Raw genomic sequence first — 18,442 nt, forward strand, 5'->3', positions numbered from 1 at the left:
AATAAAACAAGGGGACGGTACTTCTGCTTCATTGCAGCAAAAGAACTGTCCCCGTGATTCATTATTTTGTTACTTTATCTACTCCATATGGTTTGCCAAATTCACTGAATTTGAAATCGCAAAGCAAGTTTTCAGGTGTATTAAAATAGATATTGGCATCTTCGATTGGGTCGTTGATTACCGGAGTTCCATAGCGGAAGTAGGTTACTGGTAATTTGCCGCCGTACCAGATAATGGCTTGTTCTTTTAAGTCGCCGGTCCATTTTCTAGGTTCCCAGTCTGGTTCAAAGATCAAGTAACCTGAATCGCCAAATAACTCAATGCGGTTTCCGCCTGGTTCAAGGATATACATACATAATGCTTGTGATACACCATGTTTTAACGGACCAGCTTCAATCGGAACACCATATTCCACACATAGATCGGAAAGGTCATTTAGGTTTTCAGGAAGTCCGTACCAGAAGGCTAGATGGTGCAATCTGTTTCCGTTTCCTAATTCATCTTCCATAAGGGCGATTTCATGTACGCTTGGGCTGACAGATAGCCAAGTAGCATGGTAAATGCCTTCATCATCAATTAATCCTTCACGAACGTTGAACCCTAGATTATCAACCATGAAATCTTTATTTGCCTCCACATCAGCAGTTAATAGGTTAATATGATCAATACGGCGAACCGGGACACCTGACAATGGGCGTCGTTGCGGTCGGTTTAATAAGACAGATTCCTGTCCGGCTGGTGCTTGGTAACGTTCCACATCCCAGAAAATCTCCATGTTATGACCGTTTGGAGTTCTAAATTGATAGGCTCGGCCGTGACCATAGCTTTCTTCTTTCCACCCTTTACCAAGGCCTGTTTTTTCAATAGCCTCGACACGGCGATATAGGGCATTTTCTGAAGTTGCTCTCCAGGAGACATGGGCTAAACCAGGTTCATCGTTTTCGGTAAGAATCAATGAATAGATATAAGAATCTTCATAAGCACGCAGGTATACGGACGTTCCTTCTTGATGAACAACGGTCATTCCTAAAAGTTTAGTAAAGAATTCGACTGATTTTTCTAACTTTGGTGTGTATAACTCTGCATGTGCTAATTGGGCTGTGTCAAACATTGGTTCTTTTGCCATAATGGAAACTCTCCCTTAATTTTAGTTTTTTTATAATAAACCGCTTACATTTGTGTGCGGCAATGAAGCCCCTTATTTATTTGCCCAGTTGTTTAGCTGATTTCCCGCCAATTCCCCAATGAGTTTTCGGTAATTCTGTAACCAGAATCCGAATATTTTCCTTCGGAGCATCTAATGTTTCCGATACGGTAGCGGTTACGTTTTTGATTAACGCTTCGATTTTTTCTGGAGGACGGCCCTCCATCATGCTGATTTGTATAAGCGGCATTTTCTCGCCTTCCTTTTGTAAAATTTATTAAATTTGAGAGGGAACCTGCTTTTTATTTGACAAGCAGGTTCACTTCACCGAGCCCTTCGCCAAATTTAGCGCAAACATGATCCCCAGGCTGGATACGAACGGCTGCCGTAATACCGCCTGTTAGAATAGGTTCTCCTGCTTTTACTGATTTACCTTTTTTTGCAAGCATATTAGCTAAGCGGGCTACGGAATTTGCTGGATGTTCTAAAACATCTGCCCCCGTTCCCATTGCGGCAACTTTTCCGTTGATCACAAGGGAAACTCCGATTGTATCTAGGTGCATACCTTCGACGCTTCTGATGGTTGTCCCAAAAACAGCCCCTGCTGCAGAGGTGTTGTCTGCAATCACGTCTGGTAATTTGAAATCAAAGTTTTCATAACGGCTATCGATAATTTCAATACCTGGGAAGACATAATCTGTTTTTGCTAATACTTCTTCAGCGGTTACATTTGGTCCTGTTAAGTCTTCTTTCAATACGAAGCCAATTTCAGGTTCTACTTTTGGATGGATATAATCTGAAACACGAATGGTTTCACCATCCTCGACCTGCATATAATCAAAGACATAGCCATAGATAGGGTCTTCAACATGCATTTGTTTCATTTTTGCTTCACTTGTTAGGCCCATTTTGGGTCCTGCAATTTTATGCCCTTCAGCTAACTTTTGTCTTACAATTTCTTCTTGGGCAAGGTATGCGTCTTCGATGCTGAAGTCGGGATAAACTTCCTTTGTTAAACGGACAACTTCTCTTTTTTCCTTTTCGGCACTGTGTAAGGAATCTGCCACTTTTTTAATCGTTTCTGTATTCATTGGAACCTCCTCTAAATGGCTGTTGTTTGCTTCTTTTTCGCTGCTATTTCTGCTGCAACATCTGCAATCATATCCTCTTGTCCGCCGACAACTTTTCGATTGCCTAATTCAATTAAGATTTCACGAGGATCGAGGCCAAACTTTTCCCCAGCCCGCTGTGCATGCAGTCGGAAGCTTGAGTAAACACCGGCAAATCCTAGTGTCAGGCTATCCTTTGTGATTTCTTGTGGGCCATGCATAATGGGAGCCACAATGTCCTCAGCTGTATCCATCATTTTGTATAAATTGATGCCAGTTTTAACACCAATTTTCTCAAGGGTTGCGCATAGGACTTCTGTTTGGGTATTCCCGGCACCTGCACCTAAAGCACGTATGCTGCCATCAATGCGTGTTGCACCCGCTTCAATAGCAGCAAGGGTATTGCCCATTGCAAGCCCTAAATTGTTGTGGGCATGGAAGCCAACTTCAATGTGTAAGGCTGCTTTCAAAGCTTTTATCTTATCGGTTACTTGAGCAGGAACCATTGCACCTGCTGAGTCTGTTACATAAACAATATCTGCGCCATAGCTTTCCATTAATTTTGCTTGTTCTACTACTTTTTCAACCGATGCCATATGTGCCATCATCAAGAATCCGACTACTTCCATTCCCAAGTTCTTCGCATATTCAATATGTTGTTTGGAAATATCGGCCTCTGTTACATGTGTGGCGACACGAACCATTTTTGCACCAAGGGCATGTGCTTTTTCTAAGTCTTCAACTGTTCCAATCCCTGGGAGCAGTAAAACGGAAATCTTGGAATAGTCACATACATCTACAGCTGCTTTGATTAATTCAAATTGATTGACTTTAGAAAGTCCATATTGCAGAGTTGAGCCGCCAAGTCCATCTCCATGACTTACTTCGATATAAGGAACTTTTGCTTCGTTTAAGGCTCTAGCCACCGCTGTAACCTGTTCTACTGTGAATTGGTGGGCTACAGCATGACTCCCATCACGAAGCGCAACTTCAGTTATAATAACATCTACATTTTCTGCCAATGACTTTCCCTTCTTTCTATGCTTCTTGTTTCACTTGTAATCTTTTACTAACAAATTCTTCAGCCACTTTTACCGCTGCGGCTGTCATAATATCAAGGTTGCCGGAATACTTCGGCAGGAAGTCACCAGCGCCCTCTACTTCAACAAATACCGTTATTTTATTATCATCAAATAATGGTTCTGTCCGCAAGTGGTAGCCTGGTACATAAGCCTGTACTTTCTTAACCATTTCATGAATGGAACGGGTAATTTCCTCTTCATTCATTTTTTCAGGTTCAACCAATGCATAGACGGTATCCCGCATCATGATTGGAGGTTCTGCTGGATTTAAGATAATAATGGCTTTTCCTTTTTCAGCACCGCCAACGACTTCTAACGCTTTACTAGTTGTTTCCGTAAATTCATCAATATTTGCCCGTGTTCCTGGACCGGCACTCTTACTTGAGATTGTTGCTACAATCTCTGCGTATTTAACTGGCGCAACCTCGCTGATCGCCTTGGTAATCGGAGTGGTTGCCTGACCGCCGCAAGTGATTAAATTGACATTATCTTTATTTATGTGTTCATCGATATTTACCAGCGGTGAGACATAAGGGCCAATGGCGGCAGGTGTTAAGTCAAACATGACCTTTCCTAATTTCCTTGCGACCTCAGCATTATGTTGATGGGCGCCTGCCGAAGTGGCATCAAATAAGACATCTGCTAATTCTGGCTGTTTAGCAAATCCGTCAATTCCATTTGCGAAACAGTGTAAACCCAATTGTTCCGCACGTTTCATCCCCTCAGAAGTGGCGTCAATCCCAATCATGACGGTAGGTTCTAAAACATCTGAGCGAAGTAATTTCATCATTAAATCTGAACCGATGTTTCCGGATCCAATAATGCCGACTTTTAATTTTCCCATTGTTTTCACTCCTTCTATTCCTTGCTGAATGTAACAGTTACTTCTCCAAAGTGTGAGAATTTAGCCGTGAAGCTGTCTCCCGGCTCTGCTGGTATCGCCGCCGAAAGAGCACCTGATAAAATCACTTCTCCAGCTTTTAACGTAATATCGTAGGCAGCAAGTTTATTGGCTAACCAGGCAACACATTTTGCCGGATCTCCAAGAGCTGCTGCCCCAATTCCGGAGTTTACTAGTTTCCCATTTTTATAGAAGGTCATACCGACCATTTTCAAATCTATATCTGTTAATTTCGTCGGGTTATTTCCGAGCACATACAATGCACTGGACCCATTATCGGCAACAGTATCTTCCAATTTAATTTTCCAATCCTTTATCCTGCTGTCGACAATCTCGAGTGCCGGAACAACATAATCCGTCGCCATCATGACATCAAAACTTGTTACATTTGGTCCAGCCAAGTCTTTTTTAAGGACAAAAGCAATTTCTCCCTCTACTCTAGGCTGCAGCAGCCGATCAAATGGCACTGTTGCATTGTTTTCATAGGCCATATCATCAAAGAGATGTCCATAGTCAGGTTCATCTACACCTAGGCTTTTCTGCATCGCTGCAGAGGTTAGACCAATTTTTTTACCAGTTATTTTCTTTCCAGTTGCTAATTGAACATTAATTGTTTCCAGTTGGATTGCGTAAGCCTTGTCAATCTCAAGGTCAGGGACCAGCTCAGTTACTGGCCGGACCCCTTCTTTTAATTCATAGGCTTTGGCAATGTGCTCAGAAAGCTCTTGTATTTTTGTTTCTGTTTGGTTTGCCATTGCTATTGCCTCCTATAGCTTAACGGTGATATTGGTTGTTTCTGTGTAGAATTCGAAACTATTATGACCGCCTTCACGGCCGATACCAGAATGCTTCATACCGCCAAATGGGGTACGTAAGTCACGAAGGAACCATGTATTGATCCAGACAATACCTGCTTCGATTTTCCCGGCAAAAGTATGTGCCTTTTTCAAGTTAGTTGTCCAAACAGTAGCAGATAATCCGTAGGTGGTATCATTTACCTTTTCTAATACTTCTTCTTCTGTATCAAATGGCTGGATAGTAACAACCGGGCCAAAGATTTCTTCACGGACACAGCGGGCATTATCTCCCAAGCCTGTAATAATGGTCGGCTCGATGAAGAATCCTTTCTCGATCCCTTCAACCTTACTACCGCCAATTTCAAATTTGCCGCCTTCTTCTTTCGCCAGTTCCAGGTAACTTAATACTTTGTTGTAATGTTCTTCACTGACAACTGAACCCATGTTGGAGCTGTCATCTAATGGATCGCCAACCTTTAATTCTTTAGTTTTTGCAACTAATTTTGCAACGAATTCTTCATAGATTGAGCGTTCAACATAGATACGTGAGCCGCATAGACAAACCTCACCTTGGTTTTGGAAGCTTGAACGAACGGTAGTTGTCACGGCATCTTCTAAATCTGCATCGGCAAAAATGACGTTTGGATTTTTACCGCCTAATTCGAAGGATAATTTTTTCAAAGTGGGTGCACTTGCTTTCATAATAGCTGAACCTGTTAGTGTCTCACCTGTGAAGGCAATCCCTGAAACATCAGGGTTGCTGGATAATGCTGCTCCTGCTTCACCGAAACCATTGACAAGGTTAACTACACCATCTGGGACGCCAGCTTCTTTTGTAATTTCAGCAAGAACGGTTGCAGTCATTGGTGTCACTTCTGATGGCTTCATGACAACAGTGTTTCCAGCTGCTAATGCTGGTGCTAACTTCCAAGTCATGAGAAGCAGCGGCAGATTCCAAGGATTGATTAAGCCAACCACCCCTAAAGGTTTTCTCTTTGTGTAGTGAATCGCTATATCATCTTGATGGAATGCTTCATCTTGTGCGCTAATCATATAATCCGCAAAGAAGTGGAAGTTAAATGCAGCACGTTCGATATCAATGGTTTTCGACATCCATAATGGCTTGCCTGTATCCAATGTTTCTAACATGGCTAATTCATCTTTCCGTTCTAAAATAAGATCTCCAACCTTACGAAGAATGGCGGAGCGTTTTCTTAGAGGCATGGATCCCCATTCACCTTTTAGTGCCATTTTCGCAACAGCTACTGCCTCATTTACTTCTTCTGCGCCGCCTAATGCAACAGTCCCAATCACTTCTTCTGTAGCAGGGTTGATGTTATCAAATGTCTTTCCGTTTTTTGTTGGGACATATTTTCCGTTGATCCAATGCTGACAATCTATTCCTTGCATGGTCTTCTTTTCTGTAGCAATCATATTACTACCTCCTTGTTAGTTTTTTATTAAAATGCTAAAAAGTTATTCTAAGAAGAGTGTGTAATTTATGTTCACTCTGTTGTTTACGCTTTCATAGTACTAGTAAGTAAATACTAAAAATACCGAATTGTTCCTCTATGTGGAACAGTTGAAAAATTTTTAGAATATTTTTTTAACTAAAATTATTTGTTAGGTATAATAACAATAAGAAGCTGGGGCTGTTTATTTGCCTATAGGATAAAAATTTTTAAAGTAGGGGGTGTGGCCATGACAACGAATATAGATAGAAATAGCGGACTCGCCTCTGTGAGAAATTCCATCCATATTATGAAATCATTTAGTATAAGTCAGCCAAGCCGAAGAGTGACCGATTTAGCAAAGGAATTAGGCTTGGCAAAGAGTACCGTAAGTCGATTGGTTAGTACACTTGCCTCAGAGGGTTTCTTGGAAAAAGACCCTGAAACACAAGAGTACCGCCTTGGTCTTGGTGTGCTTGCATTAAGCGGAGTTTTAACCCATCACTTAGAAATTCATAAAGAAGCCGCACCCGTATTGGCCAATGTCGTAGCAACAACAAAGGAAACTGCTCATATTGCGATTTTAGATGGCTTCGACACGGTTTATATTGATAAGGAGGAAGGCGTACACCAGGCAAAAATGAAAACCTACTTGGGAAAACGGAATCCTACCCATGCTGTAAGCTCTGGTAAAGTTCTGCTTGCCTTTTCAAGTGAGGAGTTTATTGATGCCTATATAGAAAATGGATTATCTAGCTATGCATCCCGCACGATTACCGACCCATATCAATTAAAAAATGTATTAAAGCGTATAAGGGAAGATGACTATGCCCTGAGTTATGCTGAATTTAGTGATGATATTGCTTCTATTGCTGCTCCAATTCGCGATTATACAGGAAAGGTTGTTGCGGCGATTACGGTGGTGGGGCACGGTAAAGGGATGATGTCAGGGCGTATGAACCAAATTATCCGTGTGGTCAAAGAGGCTGCGAAAGAGGCCTCCGAACGCTTAGGGTATGATGATAGATATTTTAGAAGGAAATAAATCTAAAAACAGGAGAGAGTACTTACTATTCTATCTCAGGTTTTTATTAATTACAGAAAGGGTAATACTTTCAGAGAGATTAATAGAATTATGAATAGGATGTGAATCATCATGCTGTCTTCAAACCAACTTGATACATTAAACAAAAAGCTTGAAAAGGAAAAACAGGAGATTAAACGCCAGATGAATTTTAATAAGAAATACAATAATATGGGTGAAAGCTTGCGTGAAACAGTCGATGAATTATCGGCTTATGACAATCATCCTGCTGACCTGGCTTCAGAATTAGTCGACCGTCAACGGGAAGTTGCATTAGAAGAACACCGTGTTCAAGAGCTTGAAAAAATAAATACGGCCCTGGGGGCCATTGAAAACGGAGACTATGGAAAATGCCAGGTTTGCGCAGAAGAAATTCCTTTTGAGCGCCTGGAGGCTCTTCCAACAGCCTTATATTGTGTAGATCACTCCCCGGAAACAGCAGGCGGAGATGATCGCCCGGTTGAGGAAGACCTCTTAGAGCCAGCCGAAGTAAATTCCTTTAGGCATAATTCGAGAGATGGGATTGTCGATACTGAAGATAGCTTTGAGGAAGTAGCCAGGTTTGGAACCTCGGAAACTCCTTCCGACTTGGTTGGGGATTATGATAGCTTTAATGAACTATATAATAAAGGGAAAAACGAAGAATCGTATACAGAGGATTACGAAACCTATTCCGCCACTGACATCACAGGTAAGCAAAAAAACGTGCTTCCTTCCAGAAAGTTGGAAGAATACCAGGAACTGCTGGATAGGAAAGGGATTGACTCCAAAATTGGAGATATACCATACAAAAAAGGTGACAGCTATCTAGAAGATAAGAACAACTGATACTGAAAGATTTTAATAGGCAGGTCAGAATCCCTAAGAAGTAAAACTACCGGGGGCTCTGACCTCTGCTTATCTCATACACCGTTTGATTAGCCATAAAGATCAGAAAGGATAAGAAAATGAGAAAACCTTTAATAGCTGGCCTACTCGTTCTAAACCTGTGTTTTCTTCCACAGATTCATACAGTAGAAGCCAAACATAATCAAGAAGTCGACAGAAAGGTCATACTCCTCTCTTTTGACGGCATGAAAAATGACTACACAAATACATATATCAATGAAAATAAACTGCCTAATATCAAACAGCTACGTGAAAATGGAGTATGGGCAAAGCATCCCAGAACCATTACTCCTTCGCTTACAGCCCCTTCCCACGCTGCAATCGCTACAGGAGCGACACCTCACCTGACAGGGATTGTAAGTAATCAATGGCATGAACTGAATAAATCCTTAGAAAATAAAGACGATGGTTTCCAAGCGGAAATTCAGGTACCTCCATTGTGGGTAGAGGCTAGAAAACAAGGGAAAACAACCGCTACCATTGCTTTTCCAGGAGCTAATCCTAAGAATGGTAAACAAGGTGATTATTCTATTTATTATGGGAAAACATGGTCTCCAAGCTCTTTGGAGTCGTTAACCTTCAAAAATACTACCGAGTGGATTAATCCTCCTAAAAGCTTCAGTCCTTTAAAAGAAGCAGAATTCACCATCAACATGAAAAACGAGGTCAATCATCTCATTCACATCTTGGCTATCGACACTACCGATGATCAAAAGCAAAATTATGACACTTTTTTGTTATCTGAAGACAAAAAGGCAGATCAAGATGACTCCCTCATAAAAGGAAAGCAATGGGGATCTCTTCCTTTACATACAAAAAATCAACTAGCTGGTTTTTGGTTCAAAATGAAAACAGATAACTACGATCTAAACAGTCCTATTCAGATGTACCGGACAGCAGTTACTTCCGGCTTAATTAGTGGTCCTAAAGGATTTTCAGATGATATTCAGAAACAGTTTGGTTTTTTTCCGGTTCAGGATGATGATATGGCCCTTGAAAAAGGATGGATTTCTAGAAAGGAATATCAGGATATCAGTTCCCGATTTGTCATGTGGGTCACAAATGTTTCCCTCTATATTAAACAGAAATATAATCCTGATTTACTGATGTTTTATGCCCCGCAAATTGATCATGAACAGCATAAGTATTTATTAATAGATCCTAGGCAGCCAGGATACTCAACTGAGAAGTCAAAAAAATATATGTCTTATATCGAATGGTCCTATAAGTTAGCGGATAAGGTTGTCGGTAAAACCTTGAATTCCCTAAATAAGAAGGATGCATTGTTTGTCGTCTCAGATCATGGAATGGAACCAGCTCATTCCACTCTATCACCTAACAAAGTATTAAAAGATGCCGGGTTACTAAAAGTTGATAAGACTAATAAAATCAACTATAAAGAATCAATAGCATATGCCATTCCAAGCGGGTCCACAGCACATGTATACATTAACTTGAAGAAGCGGGAAAAAGATGGCATTGTCCCTCCAGAGGAGTACGACAAGGTTCGTAACCAGATTATTCAACTTTTTAAAGGGTTAGAGGTAAAAAAAAGAAAGGGTTCAATCGTTCAACATAATGTGAAAGAAATGATGTCAGCTTTTAAGAGCGATACTGCCTCATTTCATGATGTTCAAGAGAATCTCAAAGATACTTGGAAATATCTTTTTGAAAGAAAAGTTCATCCTTATGAACAAGTAATGAAAAGCACGGATGATAATAAATCACTTTTGGAGCATCCAAATTCAGGAGATGTTGTGTTGATAGGGGCCCCCGGCTATGTGATAGGCAGCGGTACTTCAAAAAATGTAACACCTCCAATTGAATTGGGAACACATGGAGGAGATCCAGCCAGAAGCATGCTTAGACCTGTTTTTATGGCAGTTGGGCCTGACTTTCGCAAAGGTAAACAAATAAATGCAATGTCAAATTTAGATATTGCTCCTACTATTTACGATTTACTAGAGTTAGAAACACCATCATTTGTAGAAGGTAAAAAGATTAAGGGGATTTATAAAAATGATAAGTCATCCGAACATTCATAATCCCTGATAAAACGATAAAAAAGCACCCTCCATAATTCTGGATGGTGCCATTTAAACTATCCTTTTTCTCTCTTTCTAATTGCTCTAAAATGTACTGCTGCCGCCCGTTTAACAGTACATTCATGATAGTGGAATCACGTCGTTGCGGTTAAGATAAAATGTTTTAGTCTCTTGTCTTTGAGCATCTTCATCTATTTTGTGTAACCGATCTGCGATAAAACAAACATTATCGGCCTCTAATTCAAAACGAGTGATATTGCCGAGCATGGACGTTTTTTGTATTTTCCCTGTTATTTCATAGCCGTCTAGAATAGGAGCCTCACTAAAGGCTTCTGGTCTAATGGCATACATCTTATTCTTAAAGTTTTCCTCTCCTTTAAATAAATTCGATATTTCCTCCCGGCTTAAAACATTATAGTTGCCAATAAACCGTGCAACAAATTCGTTAACAGGGCGGGTATAAATTTCATGAGGTGTCCCGCTTTGAGCAATATGGCCCTTATTCATAATATAAACATAGTCACTTACCGCCATGGCTTCTTCTTGATCATGTGTAACCAGAATCGTTGTCATATTCAGTTCCTGTTGGATATTGCGAAGTTGTTTTTGCAGGTTTTTACGAATTTGGGCATCCAAGGCACTAAGCGGCTCATCGAGTAATAACACTTTCGGCCGTGTTACCAGTGAACGGGCTAATGCCACTCGCTGTTGCTGACCGCCTGACAGCTCACGGGGATACGATTTTTCTTTCCCTGTTAATTCAACCAGTTCGACAATCTTCGCGGCATTTTGTTTAACCGTTTCCTTATCCAGCTTCTTCATTTTCAAACCAAATTCGATATTTTCCTGAACGGTCATATTCGGAAATAGCGCATACGATTGAAACACCATACCCACTTGGCGGTCTTTTGGCTTTACCTCAGTCACATCTTTTCCATCAATATGGATTTTACCTTCATCCTGATGGATTAATCCTGCAATTGTCCGTAACAGAGTACTTTTCCCGCAGCCGCTTGGACCTAACAATGTAATAAATTCTCCTTCTTTTATCGAAAGATTTAAAGAGTGCAAAACTGTTTCATTGTCAAAGGACTTTTTAATTTTCTCTATCGTTAAAAAACTCATTTATACGGACTCCTTTTTTTTACGTGTCATTTTTATCATTATTACTGATAGAATACTAATTAGGAGAAAGTAGCAAACGACAATAGCACTTGCTATATGACCGCTCTGGCTTAATTTTTGAAATAAATAGATTTGAACTGTTTCAAAATGGCCGCCGACTAATAAATTAATAAGTACAAACTCCCCGAATAAAATCGAGAAAGAGAGTAATGACGAAACAAGAATTCCCGACATAATATTTGGCACAATCACTTTTTGGAAGGCCGTATAGCGGCTTGCTCCCAATATTTCTGCCGCCTCCATCAAGGACTCTGCATTTATATTCCTCAAAGAGTTACGCGTCCCCTGATACATATAAGGCAGGATTCCGACAAAGTAAGCACCGATGGTAATAAACACCATCGAAATCCCACTGGTCGAATAGGCGCGGATTAATCCTACGGCAAGAATGATTCCTGGCATTGCATACGTCATTACGATCAGAGATTGAATCATTTTTTCTAACTTCGGTGCGTATAAGACAATGGAGAAAATAGCAGGGACCATGATAACTAGTGTTAAGATGGTTGCACCAAGTGACATAATCAGAGATCGGCCTAAAGATTTTAGGAACCGAAGATCGCCAAATAATTCAACATACCATTTTATTGTAAAGCCCTCCGGTAAAATAGTTTTATGCCAAGAGGTAGCAAAAGAATATAGAGATGTACCTAGTAAGGGAATCAGTAAGTACAATAGAACAATGCCAATCGTAATATAATGATAGAATGGTTTTTTCATGATAAATCCCTCCGAATCCTGCGGGTCAACCATTCATTTATTAGTAATGCAACAACTAAGGTTAAGCCTAATAGGGTTGCGATTGCACTTCCGAGCTCAGGTCTTGCAAAAATATCTCCCGTTGTAAGAGCGCCAATCCGAATCGTAACGAGGTTATAGGTACTTCCTGTCAAAGCAAATGCTGAGGCATAAGCTCCCATTGCATTAGCAAAAAGAATACTGAAGGTCCCTGCGATACTAGGCAAAATAATTGGTCCGCCAATTCTTAGCCAAAATTGTAATGGTGACGCTCCAAGAAGGGCTGCCGACTCTTTCCATTGTGCTTGAATCCCTTGATATACCGGATAAATCAGCATGACAGCAAGCGGAAGCTGGAAATAAATATAAATGAGGACCAATCCCGACCAGGAGTAAAGATTAAAGGAATTCAGTAAATCCCAGCCAAAATGTTTAAATAATAAGGTAAACAAACCGCTGTTTCCTAAAATTACAATAAAGGCAAACGCTAACGGAATTCCCGCAAAATTCGCAGTTAGGTTGGCAAATACCAGGATTCGGTCTTGTATTTTTTTTGAAAATAGGGTGATTGAGTAAGTTGCGAACACTGCAAGGACTATAGCGATTAAACTTGAGAAAAAGCTAATGATGATACTATTTTTAAATGCCTGGTGGTAATAAGTGTTTTGAAATATTTCTAGATATTGTTTGAAGGTAAATCCTGATCCGCCCTCGCCTTGAAAACTGCTATAAAGCATAAAAAAAAGCGGGACAAATAAAAACAAAAGAACCAAAATGAAAAACGGAATGATACTAATGAGAAACATTCCATTCATATGTTTCAATTTCAAAAACCCCTTTCGTTGCATAAAGCAAACGCTTGTGTTTTTCAAAAATAAAATCGACTATTGAAAAACGCCTTCTTAAATAGAAGGCGCCCCCATTTAAAAAAATCAGCTTATTTGACATTTATTAATACCTTGCTTTCCCATAATTCCAGCAATGTTGGAATTGTTTTTTCCCAAGCCTTCATATCTTTAACCGGTCTAACATTTTTGTATAGTTCATTTGGCAGAAGCTTCGCTTTAGCATCTTCAGGCAGCTTTACATTATCGCGAATAGGTCTTGCATAGCCACGGGCTAAGTTTGCCTGTCCTTCATCTGAGAAAATATATTCTCTTGCCAGTATCGCTGCATAAGGATGTTTAGCATATTTGTTAATTACCGATGCATAACCAGAAACGACTGATGCTTCTTCAGGGATGGTGACATCAAAACGATTTGCATCAATATTGTCACGATATCCTAAACCATTGAAATCCCAAACAAGGGAAACATCTTCTTCCCCTTTTTCTAATGTTGTTACTTTCGGGTCAGTTGTAACAAGACGGCCTTCCTTCGCTAACTTTTCAAAGAAATCAATCCCTGGCTGAATATTCGCCTCGTCTCCTCCTTTAGCAAAAGCAGCTGCTAATACGGCAAATTGGGCCTGGCTTGCCTTTAAGACATCTCCAACGGTTACTTTAAAATCACCATTCTCTAAATCCTTCCATGACTTTGGCGGATTCTTTACTTTTGTTTTATCTGTAATAAAGGCAATTGTACCTGTATATCCTACCATCCAATGCCCCTCATCATCTTTTGCCCACTCAGGCACATCATCCCAATAGGAGGTTTTATATGGGAGGGTTAATCCTTTTTCTTTTGCAAGGGGTCCGAAATTAATTCCGACATCCCCGATATCAGCAGATGCATTTTCTTTTTCGGATTCAAATTTCGCCAATTCCTCAGCACTTGACATGTCCGTGTCAATATGTTCAATGGTGTATTTTGATTTTAAATCATCCCACGTTTGTTTCCAGTTTGCCCATTGATCAGGCATACCGACTGAATTTAGTTTTCCTTCTTCCTTTGCTTTCTTCGTGATTTCTTCAAGGGTTAGGTTACTAGTATCTAAATTTTTTGAATCGGTTTTAGAAGTGCTTGAACAACCTGCAAACAATGAAACTGATAAAATTCCAACTGCGGCCATTTTCAATAATGAGCCTTTTTTCATAAAAAGTTTCCCCCCCACATTTTCAAATGTTTGTTTCTATTTGTTTGGTAAACTAAATATCAGTAAAATACATTAAAAACGATACCAACCAAATAGTAACTTTATGTTATACCGGAACTACTTACTTATAAATTAATATTTTAAATATTTGCAATATATTCACAATACCTTAACTAAATAAAAAGGCACCTTCCAAAATCCTAGAAGGTGCCTGACATTAACAATCTATTATTGTATCAACCGCTGCTTGAACGGCGCTGACCTCGCCCTCGCCAGTGGGTCAGACCCACTGCGCACTTAAGTGTTAGCGCATCGGGAGTATGACTTTAAGACTACGGAGGGTCAGTCCCTATATTTCATTACTACCCTCTTTGAATCATCCACGATCGTTTTCAAATCATGACCAGATGGATTCTGGAATAAGCGAAGTCCGAACTCCTGTGCTACGGCGAAAAGATGGTCAAAGATATCCGCTTGAATCGATTCATATACTGCCCATCTTATATCATTTGAAAATGCATAGATTTCTATTGGAAGCCCGTGTTCTGTTGGGGCTAGCTGTCTTACCAATAAGGTCATCTCTTGATTGATGCCCGGATGATGTTGAATGTAATTGTTAATATACGCCCTAAATACACCTATATTGGTAAGAGCCCTTCCATTCACTGGATTGCTCAGGTTAATATCGTTCTTCGCATTGTACTCAGCAATTTCACGTTCCCTAGCGATAATATAGTCTGAGAGATAGTCGATTGTAGTAAATTTCTTAATCATCTCCTCGGTACAAAAGGAAATACTATTTGTATCAACAAATAATGATCGCTTGATCCGTCGACCTCCAGAGGTTTGCATCCCTCTCCAATTTATAAAGGAATCAGATATCATCGCATAGCTTGGAACCATTGTAATCGTTTTATCCCAATTTTGTACCTTTACGGTATTTAAAGAAATATCAATTATATCTCCATCTGCCCCGTATTTCGGCATTTCAATCCAGTCGCCAACCCGAACCATATCATTAGAAGCCAATTGAATCCCTGCAACAAGCCCTAATAATGAATCTTTGAAAACTAACATCAGGACGGCAGAGAGAGCACCAATCCCGCTTAGAAAAACAAGTGGACTCTTTCCAATTAGGTTCGCGATCACCAATATAACACCAAGCGTTACTACAATAATGTTAACTACCTGGATATATCCTTTTATTGGCCTAATTTTAGAAACTTCATAGGTTTGATAAATATCATTAACCGCATTTAAAACGCTGTTCATCACCATTAATCCCATAATGATTAAATAGGCAATTGCACATTTTTCTATCAAATTCTGATAGCTTGGAAAGGTTGGTGCAAAAAAATAAATAATGATAGCAGGGACAAAATGAGATAACTTATGAAAGACCCTTCTTTCCAAAAGCATCTTATCCCACGTAAATTTGTTATTTTTCACAATATGAGTAATAACTCTGATCACTACTTTTCTTGTGATAAAATGGGCTACAATGCAGATAATCGCTATAAAAAGAACCATAATAATAATAGAAAGATACCCAGCTAAGGTAGGATTTATTTCAAATTGTAAAAGCAGGTTATTTATGTAATTCATATATTCTTCTCCCTTAATGTTATTTTAATATATTTATATATTATAACAGAAAGCCGTAGGGAAGATTCTATAGAGCCTTTTTCCTATTCTATTCTTTACATTTATAACCATATTTCGAAAAAGGGAAAAAGGGATCAGTTCCCTCGGCACGGAAAAGCTTTAGTTCACCGAGGGACTGATCCTTGGGAATGGTTGCTGGACGAAGCAACCCCTGCACTTTTAAACGTGACAGGGGTTGACTTCATAATAGAGTTACTTTTCCATGTATCTTCTTTATTTACCAATGCTTTCCTGTGGCAGTTTCATTAGATACGCCATCACGTCTGCTCAAATATAAACATAAACCATCTAGAACGATGTGAACACTTTGATCGAACAAAGAACTTAACAATTGTATTGATTTTCTGTTACCGCCCTGGTCTCCTCTTACAGTGCCAGGCACCAATACAGACAAATCCGCACTGCCTGCTAAATCAGATTCCAAATTACTGGTAAACGCTAGAACTCTTGCTCCTTTTTCTTTTGCTTTTTTGGCATCGGAAACCACATTCGCACTTTTGCCTGAACCAGAAACCGCAACTACTACATCATTTTCTTTAATTGCTGGTGTAATGGTTTCACCTACTACATAAACCTCATAGCCTAAATGCATGAGCCTCATGGCAAATCCTTTCGCCATAAGCCCCGAACGGCCTTCACCAACCACAAAGATTCTCTTATCCCTTGCGATAGCCGCGGCAGCATCTGCTATTGATTGCTCATCAACTTTTGAAACGACTTCATTTATTTCTTCTAAAATGTCATCAAGCATGTTCATCATCTCCATCCACAATCGTTTTAAAGATTTTTGCTGATTCTCTTACATTAGCGGATTTCGTTATGGCACTACCGACAATCGCTATTTCAAAATTAGCTTTCTTGATTTCGGCAATAGTTTGAGAATTGATTCCCCCAGCAACAGACAATCTTGGAAAATCATGAATCTGCGATAACGTACTTTCTATTAACGATAGTAAACCTGTGCTTTTATCCGACGGAAGATGAACACAAAGGATACCGTCTGTAAATTGTTTAAGTTCTATTTGCTTTTCAGGTGACGTCTCAAGCAAATCAATCATATAATCCTTCTGATAGTTCTGGGCGACCTTTTGACAGATCCTGATTGTTTCCAAGGAAGCAGCCCCAAGAACAGTGGCAATATCGGCACCAGCCTGATAAACTGCTTCGAATTCATATTCTGCTTCATCCACTGTTTTAATATCGGCCAAAATGATCTTGTCCGGAAATTCTTTTCTGATTCGCTTTACAGATTCGAGACCAAAATCCTTGATCAGCGAAGTGCCGATTTCAATTATATCAATATCATTTTCGGTCTCACGGATTATGTCAATCGCTTTTTCAATCGATACCCGATCCACTGCTAATTGAAGTTTCATTTTTAATGACTCCCAATAAATTTGTCTAATTCTTCTCTCGTTGGTAGACCTTCATTATCGCTTACAAATGTGACCTGAATCGCACCAATCGCATTCGCCCTGGTAATAGTTTCCTGAATCGACAGCCCCTCCAGCTTACCGGTAACGACACCTACTGCAAAGCCATCTCCGGCTCCAACTGTGTCGATTACTTTTTCCACTTTAAAGCCTTCTTGATAAAAGCTACCGGATTCAGTTCTTACGTAAGCACCTTTGCTTCCAAGCTTGATAATGACTTCTTTGACACCCAGTTTCTGATAAAAATCCGCAATTTTCTCAGGATCATCCGTGCCGGCCAGAATCAATCCTTCGGATACTCCAGGCAAAATCAAATCGGATTTAGCGGCCAGTTCATTGATCACTTTTACCATTACGTCTTCGCTTTCCCATAAAGTTGGGCGAAGATTAGGGTCAAAGGTAATATAGATGCCACGCTCTCTTGCACGATCCATTAAGCGGTATGTTGCTTCACGGCAGCTTAACGATAATGCCGGCGGGATCCCCGTCACATGCACAAGATCAACACCATCAAAATCGATTAAATCAATATCAGCGGCACTCATATGTGAAAAAGCTGACCCCTTGCGATAATAGGCAACTACCGGATCCCCTTCGGAAACTTTGCTCTTTAATTGAGTGGCTGTTTTATAAATCGGGTCAAAGGTTAAGAATTCAGTACCGATTCCTTCCCGATTTAAAAAGTTTTTAATATAATGTGCCATTGGATCTTGTCCCAGCTTCGTTACATAGGATACTTGATGTCCTAACCGTGAAAGCCCTGTACAGACATTCACCTCTGCACCTGCCAGTGATCTTCTGAATAACTCGACTTCTTCCAGCGGACCCTCTGTTTCTGCTGTAAACATGGCCATTGGTTCACCAAATAATAGTATTTTACTCATA

The 18,442-nt window shown here is 40.0% G+C and carries 18 protein-coding genes; 3 read left to right on the plus strand and 15 right to left on the minus strand.

The window, feature by feature from the left end; translation table 11 throughout:
* Positions 1 to 61: 61 nt before the first annotated feature.
* From ACIQCO_RS23785 to ACIQCO_RS23815, 7 genes are all read right to left on the minus strand, one after another.
* Positions 62 to 1,126, minus strand: coding sequence for a VOC family protein (locus tag ACIQCO_RS23785; protein ID WP_400433649.1), 1,065 nt, complete (start codon positions 1,124 to 1,126; stop codon positions 62 to 64).
* A 76-nt stretch (positions 1,127 to 1,202) separates the two neighbouring features.
* Positions 1,203 to 1,394 carry a 4-oxalocrotonate tautomerase gene (locus ACIQCO_RS23790; protein ID WP_400433652.1) on the minus strand — a complete coding sequence of 64 codons (192 nt, stop codon included), beginning with the start codon at positions 1,392 to 1,394 and terminating at the stop codon, positions 1,203 to 1,205.
* Between the two features lie 52 nt (positions 1,395 to 1,446).
* Positions 1,447 to 2,235: a 2-keto-4-pentenoate hydratase gene (locus tag ACIQCO_RS23795; RefSeq protein WP_400433655.1), complete on the minus strand. Its 789-nt coding sequence runs from the start codon at positions 2,233 to 2,235 to the stop codon at positions 1,447 to 1,449.
* Between the two features lie 11 nt (positions 2,236 to 2,246).
* On the minus strand, positions 2,247 to 3,275 hold the full coding sequence (gene dmpG, locus ACIQCO_RS23800) for a 4-hydroxy-2-oxovalerate aldolase (RefSeq protein ID WP_400433658.1): 1,029 nt from the start codon (positions 3,273 to 3,275) through the stop codon (positions 2,247 to 2,249).
* Positions 3,276 to 3,291: 16 nt separating this feature from the next.
* Complete coding sequence (locus tag ACIQCO_RS23805; protein ID WP_400433661.1) at positions 3,292 to 4,179, minus strand: acetaldehyde dehydrogenase (acetylating); 888 nt, start codon at positions 4,177 to 4,179, stop codon at positions 3,292 to 3,294.
* Between the two features lie 14 nt (positions 4,180 to 4,193).
* Positions 4,194 to 4,991, minus strand: a complete 798-nt coding sequence (locus ACIQCO_RS23810; RefSeq protein WP_400433664.1) for a 2-keto-4-pentenoate hydratase — start codon at positions 4,989 to 4,991, stop codon at positions 4,194 to 4,196.
* A gap of 12 nt (positions 4,992 to 5,003) precedes the next feature.
* Complete coding sequence (locus tag ACIQCO_RS23815; RefSeq protein ID WP_400433667.1) at positions 5,004 to 6,467, minus strand: aldehyde dehydrogenase; 1,464 nt, start codon at positions 6,465 to 6,467, stop codon at positions 5,004 to 5,006.
* 267 nt (positions 6,468 to 6,734) lie between these two features.
* On the opposite strand from ACIQCO_RS23815, the gene ACIQCO_RS23820 reads away from it, so the two are divergent.
* The 3 genes from ACIQCO_RS23820 to ACIQCO_RS23830 all read left to right on the plus strand — a co-directional run bounded on the left by ACIQCO_RS23820 (position 6,735) and on the right by ACIQCO_RS23830 (position 10,501).
* Positions 6,735 to 7,529: an IclR family transcriptional regulator gene (locus tag ACIQCO_RS23820; RefSeq protein WP_400433670.1), complete on the plus strand. Its 795-nt coding sequence runs from the start codon at positions 6,735 to 6,737 to the stop codon at positions 7,527 to 7,529.
* 111 nt (positions 7,530 to 7,640) lie between these two features.
* A complete protein-coding gene (locus ACIQCO_RS23825) occupies positions 7,641 to 8,396 on the plus strand; it encodes a TraR/DksA C4-type zinc finger protein (protein WP_400433673.1) in 756 nt (251 codons plus the stop codon).
* Positions 8,397 to 8,515: 119 nt separating this feature from the next.
* Entirely contained in the window at positions 8,516 to 10,501 is a 1,986-nt protein-coding gene (locus ACIQCO_RS23830) for an alkaline phosphatase family protein (protein WP_400433675.1), read from the plus strand.
* A 120-nt stretch (positions 10,502 to 10,621) separates the two neighbouring features.
* Here ACIQCO_RS23830 and ACIQCO_RS23835 read toward each other — a convergent pair whose 3' ends face one another.
* The 8 genes from ACIQCO_RS23835 to ACIQCO_RS23870 form a co-directional block, all read right to left on the minus strand.
* Positions 10,622 to 11,626, minus strand: a complete 1,005-nt coding sequence (locus tag ACIQCO_RS23835; protein ID WP_400433678.1) for an ABC transporter ATP-binding protein — start codon at positions 11,624 to 11,626, stop codon at positions 10,622 to 10,624.
* Complete coding sequence (locus ACIQCO_RS23840) at positions 11,627 to 12,406, minus strand: ABC transporter permease (protein ID WP_400433681.1); 780 nt, start codon at positions 12,404 to 12,406, stop codon at positions 11,627 to 11,629. It abuts the gene before it with no gap.
* Positions 12,403 to 13,239 carry an ABC transporter permease gene (locus ACIQCO_RS23845; protein ID WP_400433754.1) on the minus strand — a complete coding sequence of 279 codons (837 nt, stop codon included), beginning with the start codon at positions 13,237 to 13,239 and terminating at the stop codon, positions 12,403 to 12,405. The genes ACIQCO_RS23840 and ACIQCO_RS23845 overlap by 4 nt, the downstream gene beginning before the upstream one ends.
* 122 nt (positions 13,240 to 13,361) lie before the next feature.
* Positions 13,362 to 14,459, minus strand: a complete 1,098-nt coding sequence (locus ACIQCO_RS23850; protein ID WP_400433683.1) for an ABC transporter substrate-binding protein — start codon at positions 14,457 to 14,459, stop codon at positions 13,362 to 13,364.
* A gap of 342 nt (positions 14,460 to 14,801) precedes the next feature.
* Positions 14,802 to 16,064: a mechanosensitive ion channel family protein gene (locus tag ACIQCO_RS23855; RefSeq protein WP_400433686.1), complete on the minus strand. Its 1,263-nt coding sequence runs from the start codon at positions 16,062 to 16,064 to the stop codon at positions 14,802 to 14,804.
* A gap of 277 nt (positions 16,065 to 16,341) precedes the next feature.
* Positions 16,342 to 16,875: a 6-phospho-3-hexuloisomerase gene (gene hxlB / locus ACIQCO_RS23860; protein WP_400433688.1), complete on the minus strand. Its 534-nt coding sequence runs from the start codon at positions 16,873 to 16,875 to the stop codon at positions 16,342 to 16,344.
* Positions 16,868 to 17,500, minus strand: coding sequence for an orotidine 5'-phosphate decarboxylase / HUMPS family protein (locus tag ACIQCO_RS23865; protein WP_400433691.1), 633 nt, complete (start codon positions 17,498 to 17,500; stop codon positions 16,868 to 16,870). The genes hxlB and ACIQCO_RS23865 overlap by 8 nt, the downstream gene beginning before the upstream one ends.
* Before the next feature lie 2 nt (positions 17,501 to 17,502).
* A complete protein-coding gene (locus ACIQCO_RS23870; protein ID WP_400433694.1) occupies positions 17,503 to 18,441 on the minus strand; it encodes a sugar kinase in 939 nt (312 codons plus the stop codon).
* Between the last annotated feature and the right edge of the window lies 1 nt (position 18,442).

Source organism: Neobacillus sp. NPDC093127 (genome assembly GCF_044754175.1).
Classification (GTDB): Bacteria; Bacillota; Bacilli; order Bacillales; family Cytobacillaceae; genus Neobacillus.